This is a genomic window from Candidatus Pseudothioglobus sp. uisw_070, assembly GCF_059512545.2.
The window spans coordinates 1,730,666-1,746,943 of the sequence record NZ_CM183456.2 but is presented as its reverse complement, the minus strand read 5'-3'; the positions used below and the strand labels follow the sequence as shown (position 1 = coordinate 1,746,943).

The 16,278-nt window shown below is 37.5% G+C and carries 13 protein-coding genes; 9 read left to right on the top strand and 4 right to left on the bottom strand.

Annotated elements, in window-relative coordinates:
* Positions 1 to 2: 2 nt before the first annotated feature.
* A complete protein-coding gene (locus tag AC5YGD_RS08815) occupies positions 3 to 1,544 on the bottom strand; it encodes a trimethylamine methyltransferase family protein (RefSeq protein ID WP_416677918.1) in 1,542 nt (513 codons plus the stop codon).
* Positions 1,545 to 1,717: 173 nt separating this feature from the next.
* Here AC5YGD_RS08815 and AC5YGD_RS08810 point away from each other — a divergent pair, with 173 nt between their 5' ends.
* The 4 genes from AC5YGD_RS08810 to AC5YGD_RS08795 are packed head-to-tail and all read left to right on the top strand — an operon-like array spanning position 1,718 to position 6,616.
* Positions 1,718 to 3,166 (top strand): aldehyde dehydrogenase family protein, encoded by a 1,449-nt coding sequence (locus tag AC5YGD_RS08810; RefSeq protein ID WP_496141474.1) that lies wholly within the window; start codon positions 1,718 to 1,720, stop codon positions 3,164 to 3,166.
* Positions 3,166 to 4,152, top strand: coding sequence for a membrane dipeptidase (locus tag AC5YGD_RS08805; RefSeq protein ID WP_496141473.1), 987 nt, complete (start codon positions 3,166 to 3,168; stop codon positions 4,150 to 4,152). The genes AC5YGD_RS08810 and AC5YGD_RS08805 overlap by 1 nt, the downstream gene beginning before the upstream one ends.
* 8 nt (positions 4,153 to 4,160) lie before the next feature.
* Complete coding sequence (locus AC5YGD_RS08800; RefSeq protein ID WP_271541529.1) at positions 4,161 to 5,903, top strand: hypothetical protein; 1,743 nt, start codon at positions 4,161 to 4,163, stop codon at positions 5,901 to 5,903.
* Positions 5,885 to 6,616 (top strand): hypothetical protein, encoded by a 732-nt coding sequence (locus tag AC5YGD_RS08795; protein WP_496141472.1) that lies wholly within the window; start codon positions 5,885 to 5,887, stop codon positions 6,614 to 6,616. The genes AC5YGD_RS08800 and AC5YGD_RS08795 overlap by 19 nt, the downstream gene beginning before the upstream one ends.
* Position 6,617: 1 nt before the next feature.
* Here AC5YGD_RS08795 and AC5YGD_RS08790 read toward each other — a convergent pair whose 3' ends face one another.
* Positions 6,618 to 7,997: an L-serine ammonia-lyase gene (locus AC5YGD_RS08790; protein ID WP_271541531.1), complete on the bottom strand. Its 1,380-nt coding sequence runs from the start codon at positions 7,995 to 7,997 to the stop codon at positions 6,618 to 6,620.
* Between the two features lie 168 nt (positions 7,998 to 8,165).
* On the opposite strand from AC5YGD_RS08790, the gene AC5YGD_RS08785 reads away from it, so the two are divergent.
* The 5 genes from AC5YGD_RS08785 to AC5YGD_RS08765 all read left to right on the top strand — a co-directional run bounded on the left by AC5YGD_RS08785 (position 8,166) and on the right by AC5YGD_RS08765 (position 14,171).
* Positions 8,166 to 9,104, top strand: coding sequence for an NAD(P)-dependent oxidoreductase (locus tag AC5YGD_RS08785; RefSeq protein ID WP_496141471.1), 939 nt, complete (start codon positions 8,166 to 8,168; stop codon positions 9,102 to 9,104).
* A gap of 160 nt (positions 9,105 to 9,264) precedes the next feature.
* Positions 9,265 to 10,389: a glycine cleavage system aminomethyltransferase GcvT gene (gcvT, locus tag AC5YGD_RS08780; RefSeq protein ID WP_496141470.1), complete on the top strand. Its 1,125-nt coding sequence runs from the start codon at positions 9,265 to 9,267 to the stop codon at positions 10,387 to 10,389.
* A 19-nt stretch (positions 10,390 to 10,408) separates the two neighbouring features.
* The gene (gcvH, locus tag AC5YGD_RS08775; protein WP_496141469.1) at positions 10,409 to 10,783 is read left to right on the top strand and encodes a glycine cleavage system protein GcvH; all 375 of its coding nucleotides are present in this window, start codon (positions 10,409 to 10,411) and stop codon (positions 10,781 to 10,783) included.
* Between the two features lie 12 nt (positions 10,784 to 10,795).
* Positions 10,796 to 13,648 carry an aminomethyl-transferring glycine dehydrogenase gene (gene gcvP / locus AC5YGD_RS08770; RefSeq protein WP_496141468.1) on the top strand — a complete coding sequence of 951 codons (2,853 nt, stop codon included), beginning with the start codon at positions 10,796 to 10,798 and terminating at the stop codon, positions 13,646 to 13,648.
* 7 nt (positions 13,649 to 13,655) lie between these two features.
* Entirely contained in the window at positions 13,656 to 14,171 is a 516-nt protein-coding gene (locus AC5YGD_RS08765; protein WP_271541538.1) for a glycine cleavage system transcriptional repressor, read from the top strand.
* Between the two features lie 37 nt (positions 14,172 to 14,208).
* On the opposite strand, the gene cysQ is transcribed toward AC5YGD_RS08765, so the two are convergent.
* Together cysQ and AC5YGD_RS08755 are read right to left on the bottom strand one after the other, a co-directional pair.
* A complete protein-coding gene (gene cysQ / locus AC5YGD_RS08760; protein WP_496141467.1) occupies positions 14,209 to 14,979 on the bottom strand; it encodes a 3'(2'),5'-bisphosphate nucleotidase CysQ in 771 nt (256 codons plus the stop codon).
* Between the two features lie 29 nt (positions 14,980 to 15,008).
* The gene (locus AC5YGD_RS08755; RefSeq protein WP_496141466.1) at positions 15,009 to 16,214 is read right to left on the bottom strand and encodes a M24 family metallopeptidase; all 1,206 of its coding nucleotides are present in this window, start codon (positions 16,212 to 16,214) and stop codon (positions 15,009 to 15,011) included.
* Between the last annotated feature and the right edge of the window lie 64 nt (positions 16,215 to 16,278).

The window sequence follows — 16,278 nt, the reverse complement described above, 5'->3', positions numbered from 1 at the left end:
ACTTAATACTCTTGATTTAGTGCTTCCATTGTTGGAATTATCCTCTCTCTTCTTTGAATAAAGTCAAGAAGCTCTTCGTTCTTACCTTCATCAAGTTTTGGTTCTTGGTAATCAGCCAGTAGTTTTTTTGCCCCCTCAATTCCCCTTTGAATGGTGTCCTTACTCCCGTCAGCTTGCCACTGTTCAATGGAGTTATTGTCAAATAATTTAGGCATAAAAAATGCTCGTTGAAAATTATCCATTGTATGCTGATGTCCAAGATAGTGACCCCCAGGACCAACATCTCTTATTGCTGCTAAACCTTCCTCAAAATCATCCCAGCGAATACCTTCTGCCATCCTGTAGCCCATTTCGCATTGCTCAGCATCGACTACAAATTTTGCCATTGAGCAGTGCATTCCAGCTTCATTCCATCCCGCAGAGTGCCAAATATAGTTTGCTCCAGATAAAAGAACGGCCATCATTGTAGATGCGCTCTCATAGCCTGATTGGGCATCAAAAACTTTAGATCCGCCAAGTGTATTAGAACTTCTCCATGGAACCTTATAGTGCCTAGCCATTTGCCCAATCATAAAATTCATAAGAGAAATTTCTGGAGTTCCTGCCATTGGAGCGCCAGATTGCATGGAAACTGTAGCTAAGTAGTGACCGTAGATAGCTGGTGATCCTTTCCTTATGACTTGTGTGTATGCTAGAGCAGAGAGGGCCTCGGCATTTACCTGAGCAACAGTTGGTGCAACACTCGCTGGTGTGTTCGCACCTCCAAGTACAAAAGGAGAACAGAGTACGGGCTGATTATGTGCAGAAAATACCCTTAATGCTGAGAGCATGGTTTGATCCCAAACAAGTGGAGAGTTTCCATTAATATTCCCGGTAACTACTGGATGAGTATCCATGTATTTTTCTCCAAATAGAATCTTGCACATCTCAATTACATCTTCCGCATTCTTGCCACTACTTGTCATGCCCATAAAAGTTTTATCTGAGTGCTTCATAGAAGAATAAGTGATTCTTAGGTGACGATGCGAGATTGGATGGTCCATTGGTTCAACAATATGGTGAGCGCTTGAATGAATGGCAGGAAGCATATGAGATAGTTTGTGAAAGTTAGCCAGATCTTCAAGTTTTGGCCAGCGCCTTTTGTTTTCAAGATCACATATAAAAGGGGCACCAGTCATCGGAACAAAAATAGAGTTATTGCCACCGATTTCTAGCGATTTTTCTGGGTCACGGGCATTCATAGTGATGCTTTCTGGGATGCTTGAGATTAGTTCACGAATAAGGCCTCTATCAAAACGAACGCGCTCACCTTTGACGTCAGCGCCAGCCTTCTTCCAATCTTCGAGGGCAATTGGGTCATGAAACTCAACGCCTACATCTTCAAGAATTGATAAAGATGCGTCATCCATTTTTAAAATCTGCTCTTCACTCATTGGCTCTGTAAGTGGGATTTTGCGCTTCAAAGTAGGGAGCATTTCAATCTTGACTTTTAGTCGATCTGTTCTTCTTGCATCCCTACCAAGTCTTTCAGAAGAGTTAGCCATAATAGTTTGATTACAATATATTTAATATATGTATCGTAGATTAAATATTTGTTAAATGCAACATTAATTTTTCATACAAACATGAAAAATACTATATTTACTTATTGCCTTATATTCTTGATAAATCAGCAATAAAGAGTAAAATTTAATATTTTAAAAATAAATAAAAAATAATGTCAAATCTGTCTAATAACTTTATAGCCGGCGACTGGGTCAAGGGTTCTAGTTCTATATCTAACATTAATCCTTCCGATACCAACGATGTCATTGGTGAGTATGCGCAAGCAAATAATGCTCAGCTAGAGGACGCCCTTAACTCTTCTCAAATTGCGCAAAAGCAATGGGCTTCTACTGGTTTAGAGCAGCGACAAGCTGTTTTGATGAAGATTGGTGACGAGATGATGGCTCGAAGTGCTGAGTTAGGAGAGCTACTTTCTCGTGAAGAAGGTAAACCGTTAGCTGAAGGCAAAGGAGAAATTTATAGAGCTGGTCAATTTTTTACTTACTACGCTGCTGAAGTGCTTCGTCAAAGTGGTGATACAGCAGATTCAGTTAGGCCAAACATTGAAATTGATGTTCGACGAGAAGCGATGGGGACTGTTGCAATTATTTCTCCTTGGAATTTCCCAACTGCGACTGCAAGCTGGAAAATTGCCCCTGCATTAGCATTCGGTAATGCAGTTATTTGGAAGCCTGCTAATCTAACTCCAGCGAGCGCCTTTGCATTAACAGAAATCATTGCAAAACAAGACATACCAAAAGGATTATTTAATTTAGTTATGGGATCTGGATCATCTATCGGACAGGCTTTAGCTGAAAGCCCAAAAGTCCATGCTATTAGTTTTACTGGGTCTTATGATGTTGGGCTCCAAATAGCTGGAGCTGCGGCAAAAAACCTAACTAAATTCCAATTAGAATTAGGCTCTAAAAATCCATTAGTTGTAATGGATGATGCAGATATTAATGTTGCTGTTGCTGCGGCTACTGGCGGTGCTTTTGGAAGTACAGGCCAAAAGTGCACTGCTTCATCAAGGTTAGTTGTTCATGCATCAATTCATGATGAGTTTGTTGATCGAATGAGTCAGTCTACTGCAGCTCTTAAGGTTGGACATGCGCTCCACGAAGGGACTCAAATTGGTCCAGTAGCAAGTCAACAGCAACTTGACTCAAATCTTAAATACATGTCTTTAGCTAAAGAAGAAGGCTGTGAAATAGTATGTGGTGGTGAAAAACTGGAGCTCGATAATCCTGGCTTTTATATGCAGCCTGCCTTATTAGTTGGCGGTAATAACACTATGCGAGTGAACCGAGAAGAATTATTTGCACCTATGGCTTGCGTTATTAAGGTTGCAGATTATGATGAAGCACTTTCAGTTGCCAACGACACAGATTTTGGTCTTGTTTCAGGCATTATTACTCAGTCATTATCACGAGCAAGTCATTTTCGAAGAAACGCAGAGAGTGGATGCATAATGGTGAATTTACCAACAGCTGGTACTGATTATCATGTTCCTTTTGGTGGTAGAAAAAACTCAAGTTTTGGTCCTAGAGAGCAAGGATCATATGCAAAAGAGCTATATACTCAAGTTAAAACTTCATATATTTCTAGCGGAAACCCATAATGGCTCATCCATCACTTTTTATTGACGCACTTCAGTATAACAATTGGAGTGAAGAGGTCTTCAAACAAATTAATGATGGCGGTCTTAGTGCGGTCCACGTTACAATTTGTTACCATGAAGACTTTAAGGAGATGGTGAAAAATGTTATTGATTGGAATCGCCGTTTTGAAAGTTTTTCAGATTTAATTTTTCATGGCAAGTCTGCAAGTGATGTTCTTAAAGCTCAAAGTGAGGGGCGAACTGCAATATTTTTTGGGTTTCAGAACTGTTCACCAATTGAAGACGATATTGGATTGGTCGAAATATGTCATCAATTGGGTGTTAGATTTATGCAGCTCACATATAATAATCAGAGCTTATTGGGCACAGGTTGCTATGAAGAAAATGACCCAGGTATAACTCGAATGGGTAAGCAAGTAATTAAAGAAATGAATAGAGTTGGCTTAGTGGTTGATATGAGCCATTCTTCAGAAATTTCTACGCTTGAGGCGATTGAAATCTCAGAGCGCCCTATTGCAATTACCCACGCTAATCCAACTTTTTGGCATCCTGCACTAAGAAATAAGTCTAATAAAGTTCTTAAGGCTTTAGGTGAAAGTGGCAGTATGCTTGGCTTTTCAGTCTATGCGCACCATCTTAAAGATGGTACTAACTGTTCACTAGAGAGTTTTTGTAATATGGTTTCTGATACTGCCGAAATTATGGGTGTTCATAATATTGGTATTGGAACTGATTTATGCCAAAATCAACCTGACAGTGTTGTTGAATGGATGAGAAATGGAACCTGGACAAATGAGCGTGACTTTGGAGAGGGCTCTGCAAGTTTTGCAGGTTTCCCTGATCAGCCAAAGTGGTTTCGTGATAACCGTGACTTTTTAAATATTGCAACTGGCCTAAAAAGTGCTGGTTTTAATAGCAATGATATTGATTCAATCATGGGTAAGAACTGGCTAAACTTTTTTGAAGCATCATTTGAACCTTTATAATTGGAATTATGACTACAGAAACTGCAATTATTGATATTGAATCTGATTTTATGAGATCACCTGAAAAGGTTATGCGTCTTGAGAGAATGGGCTCTTCATTCCCTACTCGTTTAAGTTTTATGCGAACACTTATAAGGCGAATGGCTCGTGAGAATTGGAAATTTGAGAGAACTCGTCGAGAAGTTGATAAGGACGGTTATGGTTTAAGTATTTATGCTGTGACGACTCCAAATAGGACATATTCATTGGTTGCCTTTACTCAAAAAATACCAGATGAAATGAGAACTGATAGAGTTATTGCAGAAGTATGGGATGCAACTTTTAATCTTTTTGATGGTGTACCCACTCAAGAAGATATTGACTATTTAGCAAATAATACCCCCAAGCAGGAAGGGGGTCGATATAGACCAAGTGAGCTTGCTTTAGCAAGAGCAAACAAAAGTTTAAGAGTATTTAAAAATGCAGTTGACTCTTTATCAAAAGGTCAGCAACCAGATATTGATTTATTAACTTCTGTAGGTTATTTAATGAGAACTTCCGCGGTTTATGGAAGTGGAAAGTTTGGCTGTGCAGACCGAGCTAAGATTGCTGATCGAGAGGAGTGTAAAGCGCCATTTCAAATGGAGTTGTTAACTGTTTATTTAATTCGCTGGTTTACGATTGATTCAGTTGAAGAGCTTGCAAAAGAAAGAGGTGGTAAAAAAGCAGTTAAACTTGATAAAACTACACGACAATTTATTGGTGTGGGAAATGCAACAGGTTTGGGTATGGCTCCATTTTTACTTAAACACCCAGCATTAATTCATAATTGGGTTGTTGCAAAAGAAACCGCATTAGCAAGAGTAAGATCAATTGAAACGCCAATTGAAGGCACACTTAAAGTTTTCTTAAAGTCACTACTTCAGGTTAGTCAGCATGTTGATGAATGGAATGTTGAGGATACTGTCCAGGCTGATAGAATCTCGTGCTTAACAGACGAAATACAATCGCTTAGGATTTGGTGTGAAGATGAGTTTAATATATCTAGACCCTATCCTTGGAATGGAATTTACCAGTTTGTTGAGGATAATTTTTCATTGGAATGTCAAGAGATGGTCGTTTCTTTAATTATTGAGCCTCATGGTTCACTAGTAGATGATCTTGCAGAGACAATGTCAACTAATTTAATTCCAAAATTTAATGCAGATATGTCATTAGCCCAATTAAAAGAAGTTGTTGAAGATTCTTATCAATGGGCTACTAGTATTGATTTTTCTTTAAAAGAATCACAGCACCATTTTTGGTACTATTCTGAAGATAAGTTGGAGCCTAGGTTTGGCTCTAAAGGAATCGATGATGGCGTTGAGCAAGAGATGCCACTGGCTATTGGTAGAGATGTAAGTCAGCTCAATAAAGTATTGTCATCCACTTCTAATGATATTTCAATCAGTGAGTTTGTAATGATGTACCCAGAATTTAGACATATCATTCGTCGAATTCAAAATACTTTTGTTAGGCCTTATTCTGAAGTTCAGGATAATTTATTAAGTGAGTCCATGAGACCACTAGATTTATTACGTTTTAAGTTAGCCTTTTTCGGCGCTTCAAAGTTTGATCCAAAGTCCGACTTATGGACTCGGATATCAATGTATCAAGGCGCTCCAATGCCTGATCAACTGTCAGAGCCAAACCATGATTGCTGGTCATTTCCAATTGCGGGAAGACCCCAGTCATTTCCGTGTATAAATTGCACATGTCAGAAAGTTATTTAACAATTTCATTAAATGAAGTTCTTTTTTATTTCACTAGAGCAGCCTTTGGTGTAGAAGCTCCTATTGGTCTTTCAGAAGACTTTGCAAGAGCCAATATGTGGATTTCAGAAAATGGTTTTGACCCTTCGCTATGTAGCTTAAAAGCGCTTGATAATCTAGATAGTCAAGCAAGTAGTTTATCGATTCAATTTGAAAAAACAAAAGCAGGGGGGCATTTATTTTGTTCAGAAGAGAAGCTCTTATCTTCTTTAGAGGCATCTTCAAGCAGTGTTGATTGGGTTGAGATTAATAGTAGAGTCAGTGAATTAAAAATTAGTAATGTTGATTCTCCATTTTTAGTTGTTTCTGCTCTTGGTGCTAATAAATGTAATGGGCTAAAAGTAGTTTGGACTGATCAAGATAAAAATCAATTTCAAGTTAACTTAACTGATAATGAAGAGTGGGAGGTTTTAAGCTCATCATCTAATCCTATAGAATTAAGTAGCAATGCTGATGTGTTAATTTCACCTCTAGAAATGAGTGATAAATCCTATAAAGGTAAGAATCTTAAAAAATTTAAGTTAGCTGAAGAGAAATTAAGAGTACTTCATAATGGCGTTAAAGTAGAGGAGAATTGGCAGGCAATTTATAGCTACTTTTCACGCTGCTTGGTTAAATCAAGTGCTGAGTCTAGAGCTTCAGGTGCAGGCGCAGGACTAGTTGATACAGATTAATTTAGCATTCAATAAAGCTTACAGCCAAGCCGCCTAATGACGTCTCTTTATATTTTGTAGACATATCAAGGCCAGTTCTTTTCATAGCAGCAATACACTGATCTAGCGAAATTAAATGTTCACCACTTTCTCTAAGCGAAAGTGAGCTTGCAGTATAAGCCTTAACTGCGCCAAATCCATTTCTCTCAATACAAGGAACTTGAACAAGACCCTTGACTGGGTCGCAAGTCATTCCAATATGGTGTTCTAGCGCCATTTCTGCAGCATTTTCAATTTGCGCTGTTGTGCCGCCTCTTACAGTACATAAAGCTGCAGCAGCCATTGAGGACGCTGAACCTACCTCTCCTTGACAACCAACCTCAGCTCCTGATATAGAGCTATTATGTTTTATGAGCCCACCAATCGCAGATGCTGTTAATAAGAATTGACGAATTTGTTCTTGAGTTGCCGACTTATGTTTGTAGAAGTAGTAAAGAGTTGCTGGAACTACACCTGCTGCTCCATTAGTGGGCGCAGTCACTACCATGTGACCAGCAGCATTTTCTTCATTTACTGCCATGGCATATGCACAAAGCCAGTCACTAGAATTTGTATTTTCTGGATCACTCTGGAGGCTTTCATGTAATTTTTTTGCGCGCCTCTTGGTATTTAAACCACCCGGTAATATACCTTCAGTTGCAAGACCACTCTCAACACAAGTTTTCATTGCGTCCCAAATAGTATCAAGCTCCTTATTCAGAATTTTTTCAGGAATATTTTCTATTTCATTGGCGAGCTTCATTTCCCAAATAGTCTTATCATGCTTTTTAGACATTTCCAGCATTTGATCTGAATTATCAAACGGGAATGGATAAGCTGAGCTGGGCTCCGCTGCAATGGGTGCTTCAACATTATCTATTTCAGCTAATGTAGATATAAAACCACCACCAATAGAGAAATAAGTATGTGAAATTAGAATTGAGTCTGACTGGTCAAGAAGCTCAAAAACCATACCGTTAGGGTTTTGCTGTAATGAGTTTCTAGTATCGAAAATGATATCATCTTCCGAAAAGAAGGCAACTTTTTGAGTGTTGTTGATAGCTATATTTTTTGAGTTCCAAGTTCTCTCAATGACTTCATCCATATTCTCTTTAATGATGGTATTTGGAAGATATCCATTAAGTCCAAGAGTGACAGCTCTATCTGTCGCATGTCCAACTCCTGTATAAGCTAAAGAATTCTTTAGAGTACATCTAATATGACGCATTTCACCAGCAGGATTTGAATCTAAAAATTTTTTGACATGCGTCATAAAATCATTGGCAGCAACCATAGGCCCCATTGTGTGCGAGCTTGAAGGCCCAACACCAACTTTAAATAAGTCTAAAACACTGATAAACATAAAAAAATTAGATAAAAGTTATTGCTAATATTCTACATTAATATTTGATTTTAGCTATTAAAAAAATTCATGATACCGTGAATTTCTTAATAGCTATTTTTAGGAGTGTTGTCTTAATAAGTAAATTAAAATATCAATATTAATTAGAAAATCACCATGGGTTAAATTATGTCAATAGTATTAGCGTCTACAGACTTCTGGGAGGATATGGAGGTTTGGTCAAATGGCCTGCAAAAGGCTATGCCAGAGATGGATATAAAAGTTTATCCGGATGATGGCGATGTTAATGAGGTTGAATTTGCTGTGGTCTGGAAGCATCCTCGAGGTATATTAAAAAAGTACCCAAATTTAAAAGCGATTTTGTCTCTAGGGGCTGGAGTAGATCACATTATTAGTGATCCCGACTTACCAGAAGGACTACCTATAATCCGCCTGGTCGATAAAAAATTAACTCATGAAATGTGCCTTCATGCCTTGCATTGGGTGCTTCATTTTCATAGCGATCAGTATCTTTATAGATCACAACAACTTAAACGCCAGTGGATTCAGCAAAGCTCTATTCAATCAGAGGACCGAACAATTGGCATTATGGGTCTAGGAAATATTGGCAGAAGTATTGGTGAATTATTAGTTACTCAAAGTTTTAATGTTATTGGTTGGGGCGCTAATCAAAAATCTTCACTGACAGATATTAAATATTATTATGGTCAGGATCAGCTTTCTGATTTTTTAGGCAGGACGAACATTCTAATTAATGTCCTTCCCTTAACATCCGATACTACCAACATTATTACAAAAAAAGAGCTTAGCCTTCTTCCAAAAAATTCATTTATTATAAATATTGGTAGAGGTGGAATAATTAATGAGGATGATTTGTTGACTCTTCTTAGTGACGGACATATTAAAGCAGCTGCTTTGGATGTATTTACTCAAGAACCGTTGCCAGAAAATAATTCACTTTGGGGCCATCCTTCAGTTTATATAACGCCACACATTGCAGGCCAAAGTAATCCAAACTCAGCAGGACAAACTATTTCTGAAAACATCCATCGAATTCAAAAAGGAGAATTGCCTTATCCTATATATAGTAAGACTAATGGGTATTAATTCTGATATAAAACTTTGTGATTAACTAAAGGAAAACTGGTGAGCCTTGTAACCATTCTGTCGATATTCACATAATTACCCTATTTATATCAATTCAAGACGAATTGAATTCAACTAAATAAACTATCCTATATAATATGGCTTTTTGAGACAAATTATAATGTCTAAAGATATGCTAATTCGAACTACTCCTTTGCATCAAATGCACTTAGATGCTGGAGCAAAGATGGTGCCATTTGCTGGGTATGATATGCCTGTAAGTTATCCTCTTGGGATAAAAAAAGAACACAACCACACACGTGAAAAAGCAGGACTTTTCGATGTCTCCCATATGGGACAGATAAGGCTGGGTGGTGCAAATGCAAAAAAAGCACTTGAGTCTATAGTTCCAGTTGATATTATTGATTTACCCTTAATGAAATTGCGCTATGCTTTATTTACAAATAAATCTGGCGGCGTAATGGATGACTTGATGGTTACCAATCTGGGTGATGAAGGTTTGTTTTTAGTGGTTAATGCTGGCTGTAAAAATGCTGATTTTGCTCATTTGCAAAAGACAATTGGCGATGACTGTAAAGTAGAGTTTCTTGAAGATAATGCACTTTTAGCATTACAAGGTCCTTTAGCCCACAAAGTTTTATCTGAGATTGCACCTTCTATTAGTGAAATGATTTTTATGACCGCTAAACAAATAGTCATAAATGGAATTGAATGCTTGATAACAAGGTCTGGCTATACAGGAGAAGATGGTTTTGAAATTTCATTAGCAGCCAAAGATTCTGAGGAATTAGCAAAACTTTTACTTTCCAACATAGAAGTTGAATGGGTTGGCTTAGGTGCAAGAGACTCTCTTCGTTTAGAGGCTGGATTATCTCTTTATGGACATGAGCTTGATATTTATCATAGTCCTGTTGAGTCTTCATTGGGCTGGGCCTTATCCAAGGTAAGAAGAACTAGTGGAGAAAGAGAAGGTAATTATTTAGGCTTCGAAACTATTATGAGACACCTTAATGAGGGCTCTGAATCAAAGGTTGTTGGCCTTCAACCAGAAGGAAGAATGCCTGTTCGAGATGGGGCCATGATTGAAGATGAGTTGGGTAATAATGTGGGAAAGGTAACGAGCGGTGGCTTTGGCCCTAGCATAAATAGGCCAATAGCTATAGCAAGGTTAAAAAAGAGTTATATAGAAAAAAATTCCAAGCTTTTTGCATTAGTTAGGGATAAAAAAATTGCAGTTGAGGTTGTAAGTCTGCCATTTGTTAAACAGAACTATTACAGAGGTTAAATATTAATTATGAGGAGCAGTGATGAGTATTAAATTTTCAGAAGATCATGAATGGATTCAATCGCAAGGAGATGATCTAGTAGTTATTGGGATAACAGATTTTGCCCAAGAACAATTAGGGGATCTGGTTTATGTTGAGTTACCAGAAGTTGGGGATGAGTGTAGCCGTGGAGAAAATATTTCCGTAATTGAGTCAGTTAAAGCTGCTTCAGATCTAGTTGCACCAGTTTCTGGAACTATTGTTGAAGTTAACAGTCGTTTAGAAGATGAGCCAGAACTTGTCACTGAAGACTCTATGGGAGATGGTTGGTTTATCAAAGTGAAATTATCAAGTCCTAAAGAATTAGATGAGTTAATGGATGAAAGCGCGTACAACAGTTTTATTGAGGAATAAGGAAAGAGTTTAATGGCTAAAAAAATTGAAGATTTATTAAATAATGATGCCTTTACTACTAGGCATATTGGTTCTTCAACTGAGCAGAAAAATCAGATGCTTGATTATCTTGGTTTTGACAACTTAGATAAGTTAATTGATGAGATTGTGCCAGATGTTATTCGTCGAAAAAAGCCGATGAATATAGCTAAAGGTATGTCGGAGTTGGCAGCCCTTAAAAAATTAAGAAATCTAGCTAGAATGAATATTCGTTATAAGTCATTCATTGGCCAAGGTTATTACAATGCAATTACTCCACCAGTAATTCAGCGCAATGTCCAAGAAAATCCCTCTTGGTACACTGCTTATACTCCTTATCAGCCAGAAATATCTCAAGGCCGGTTAGAGGCATTAATGAATTTTCAAACAATGGTCTCAGACTTAACAGGGATGGATTTAGCAAATGCATCAATGCTAGATGAGGCAACCGCCTGTGCAGAAGCTATGACTTTGTGTCATCGAGTTAGTAAATCTAAGAGTAATATCTTTTTTGTAGCTAATGATTGTTTTATTCAAAATATTGAAGTAATTAAAACTCGAGCTGAGCCACTAAATATTGAGGTCGTTGTTGGTGACCCTCTGACTGATCTAAAAGAGCTTGATTGTTTTGGAGTGTTATTGCAATATCCTAATACTTATGGTGGCTATAGTGATTACTCAAGTTTAATAGAATTAGTTCATCAAAAAAAAGCTCTCGTTGCAGTTAGTGCAGACTTACTTTCTTTAACACTTTTAAAGCCACCTGGTGAAATGGGTGCAGACATAGTAGTTGGTAATACTCAAAGATTTGGAGTGCCAATTGGTTATGGTGGTCCACATGCTGCCTTCATGTCTATCAGTGACAAATACAAAAGGTCTATGCCTGGGCGTATTATTGGAGCATCGGTTGATACTAAAGGGAGGCTTGCTTATAGACTTGCACTTCAGACTAGAGAGCAACACATTCGCCGTGAAAAAGCGACAAGTAATATTTGTACTGCTCAAGCTCTTCTGGCAATTATGGCAAGCATGTATGCTGTTTATCATGGACCAGAGGGACTTAAAAATATCGCTGATCGAATTTTTCGCTACTCAAGTGTTTTTGCTGAAGGGATGTCAGAAATGGGATTTCGTATTTTAAATGAGACATTTTTTGATACATTAACTATAGAAGTTGAGAACTCTGATGCAGTAGTTATGCAAGCTGAAAAGAATGGATACAACATAAATGTTTTTAGTAAGACACTCGTTTCAGTTTCATTTGATGAACTAAGTGCTCCTGAGGATATAGAGCGCTTATGGAAAATATTTAATACGGAATCTGACCTAGACACTCAAATTATATTTGAAAAAAATAAGACTCAAATTCATAAAAGTCTTAAAAGAAAATCAAGCTTCTTGACACATGATGTTTTTAATACCTATCGATCAGAAACAAATATGATGCGTTATATTAGGTATTTGGGAGATAAGGATATTGCACTTGATCGTTCAATGATTCCTCTTGGTTCATGCACAATGAAGCTTAATGCTGCAGCAGAATTAATACCAGTATCTTGGCCAGAATTTTCTCAGATTCATCCAGCAGTTCCAATGAATCAAGTCATAGGTTATCAGGAGATGATTAGTGAGCTTGAAGAAATGCTTTGTGAGGCAACAGGTTATGCTGCAATATCACTGCAGCCAAATTCAGGAGCTCAGGGTGAGTATGCAGGATTAATTGCAATTCGTGCTTATCACCGAAGTAGAGGTGAAGAAAATAGAAATATTTGTTTAATCCCATCTTCTGCTCATGGCACTAATCCAGCATCTGCACAAATGGCTGGTATGAAGGTAATCGTAATTGATAGTGCAGAGGATGGCAATATTGATCTTTTAGATTTAAAAGCAAAAGCAAAAGAGCATGCCGATAATTTAGCTGCAATAATGATTACATATCCTTCGACTCATGGAGTATTTGAAAAGGATGTAAAAGAGGTTTGTGAAATTGTTCATAATGCTGGAGGCCAGGTTTATATTGATGGTGCCAATATGAACGCAATGGTTGGTGTTTCTGCTCCAGGTGAATTTGGAGGCGACGTATCACACCTTAATTTACATAAAACATTTGCTATTCCTCATGGTGGTGGCGGTCCTGGAGTTGGGCCAATTGGCGTTAAAGAGCATTTAGTACACTTTTTACCAACAACGCCATTAAATAATACAGATGTTGGAAGTATTTCTGGAGCTCCATGGGGCTCTGGCAGTATTTTGCCTATTAGTTGGATGTATATTGCAATGCTTGGTAAAGAAGGCCTTTATGCTTCTACATGCAATGCAATTTTAAATGCAAACTATATATCAAAGAGACTTGAAGAGCACTATCCAATACTTTATAGTGATGAAAATGGTAGGATTGCCCATGAGTGTATTATTGATATTAGACCCATTAAAGACACAGTTGGTATAAGTGTAGATGATGTAGCTAAGCGACTCATTGATTACGGTTTTCATGCCCCAACTATGTCATTTCCAGTTGCTGGAACGTTGATGATTGAACCAACAGAGTCTGAGTCATTGGATGAGCTTGATCGATTTTGTGATGCTATGATACAAATCAGAAAAGAGATACTAAAAGTTGAGTCTGGAGAATACTCTACAGAAGATAACCCGCTAATTAATTCTCCACATACTCTAGAAATGGTAACATCTACGGAATGGAATTTTTCATACTCCAGGGAAGAGGCAGCATATCCTGTCGAAAGTTTAAGGCGAGTTAAATACTGGCCGCCAGTTTCGCGAGTGGATAATGTCTATGGTGATAAGAACTTAATTTGTTCTTGTCCAAGTGTAGAAGATTATAAATAAAATTTTTATGACATCATTTTTGATTAGTGTTTTAGGTGACGATAAACCTGGGCTTATTGATGGTCTTTCAAAGATTATTGTGGCCAATAATGGTGACTGGATTGAGAGTAATATGTCAAGCTTTGAAGGAAAGTTTGCTGGAATTCTGAAGGTTAATGTGCCATCCAAAAATGCTACTCAATTAAGTAAAGAGTTGGTTTCATCGTCTTTAGGATTGCAAATAGCGTGCGAAGAAACTTCTCCATTAAAGCAAGCTAATGTAAAGAGTTATAACATTGAGCTTATTGGTCAAAATCATGTTGGCATTATCAATAAACTATCTCATGTTCTAGCAGATGATTTGCAAGCAAATGTAGAAGAGTTAAAGACTGAAATAATTGATGCATCTATGTCTGGAGAGCAGCTTTTCAAAGCACAAATTACTCTTCATTTGCCAGTCTCCCTTGACGAAAACCTTATTAGAGATAAGCTTGAGCTAATTGCAGATGAGATGATGGTAGAGATATATTCTTACGAAAGTTAGGATGGTTTAATTAGTAAGAGTTTTTATTTCTTTTGATCTAGAAACTTCCATAAGCAATAAATGGACCATTTCTATAATTAGACTTTCCATAGTTAAACGGCTCATCATTTGGATGCTTAACTGAGCCACCTGCACATCTCAAAACAGCATCTCCAGCAGCAGTGTCCCATTCCATAGTTGGACCAAATCGAGGATAGACATCAGCCTCACCACAGGCAACTAAACAAAATTTTAATGAAGACCCAATGGATGTTGTATTCTTAATTTTATGATCATTTATCCAAGTATTTGTTAATTCGTCACGATGAGAAACGCTCGCTACAGCAACAGCTCCAGATTGAGGTAATTCTCGAATAGTTATAGGCTTAATTAAGTCATTTGATTCTTCGAAAGCGCCAGTAGTAACTGAAGCAAAAAACATCCTGTTAAGTGCAGGTGCATAAACAACCCCTAAAGTTGGAATGCCATTTTCAATAAGTCCAATATTTACAGTAAATGAACCTAAGCCATCTTTTTTAAGGAACTCTTTTGTGCCATCAAGTGGATCTATGAGAAAAAACTGATTCGTAGCTTTTGAACTATGACTTTTTGAGTCTTCTTCTGAGACGATTAGGATATCTGGGGTAATCTCTTTAAGTTTTTTAAGAATTACATGCTCTGCTGCTTTGTCAGCTAGTGTAACCGGCGATCCATCTTCTTTGAAGTTAACATTTATTGAATTAGTATAGATTTTCATAATCTCATTACCAGCATTTCGGGCTGTTAATTTCAACTCTTTTAATAAATATGAGTAATCAATAGTTTCCATTTTTCTGAGTTAGTGTTTTATAAAAACTACTAAGTAATAATATTATGCTCTGGACCAAATGGAAATTTGGTAATGTCATAGGCGCTATCTTCCGTTAACACCATAACATCATGTTCACGATAACCACCAGCACCAGGCTGACTTCCTGGGATCATAATCATAGGCTCCATAGAGACAACCATATTTTTTTGCAGCACTGTATCTATATCCTCTCTTAGCTCAACTCCAGCTTCACGGCCATAGTAGTGAGACAAAACTCCAAATGAATGGCCATATCCAAAAGTTCTACTTTCAAGCAAGCCATACTCTTCAAAAATTTTATTAAGTTCAAGTGCGATGTCTTTGCATGCAACTCCTGGCTTGATAAGTTTCATTCCTTCCTCATGTACCTTTACATTAATTTCCCACAATCTCAGGGATGCGTCATCAACATGATCATAAAATAATGTTCTTTCGAGTGCAACATAGTAACCTGCAATCATTGAAAAACAATTAAGACTTAAAATATCACCTTTTTGAACTTTCCTAGTGGTCACGGGGTTGTGCGCGCCATCAGTATTAATGCCAGATTGAAACCAAGTCCAGGTGTCCATTAGCTCTGAGTTTGGATATCGCTTAGCAATTTCTCTGACCATAGCCTGAGTTGAGTTAAGGGCTACCTCGTGTTCTGGTACTCCTTCTTTAACAGCTTCAACGAGTGCTGCTCCGCCTATATCACAAACATTTGCTCCCTGAATGATATGAGCAATTTCCTCATCTGACTTGATAGAGCGCATCTTCATGCAATCAACTGAAATATCAATAAAGTTTGATTTGTTAAATGCAGCTTGAAGCTTATCTAAGCGTTCTTTAGTTATATGATCATACTCTATGCCAATTTTATCGCCATTACTTACGAGCTGTTGTAATGCATAAAAGAAGCTATCTTTTTGCCAGTCTGTGTAGACTAAGTTTTCACCAAAAGTTCTACGCCAAGGTTGGCCACCATCAATATTTGCAGTTACCGTTGTAGTTATATCTTGCGTAACGACAAGTGCGTAAGGTCTGCCAAAAGAGCAATAGAGGAAGTCACTGTAATAATTAATGCCATGAATTGACGTAAAAATTACACTATCAATGTTATTTTGCGCCATATGAGTTCTGAGACTCTGCTGGCGATTTTGGAATTCTTTATCACTAAATGTGTGAACTATATTGTCACCATTTGGTATAAGTATTGTTCTTGGCATATTCATAGCGACTCCTTTGATTGAGTTAATTTGTGCGGGTGTTAGTTATTTTAGTAAAGTATAGCAAGCT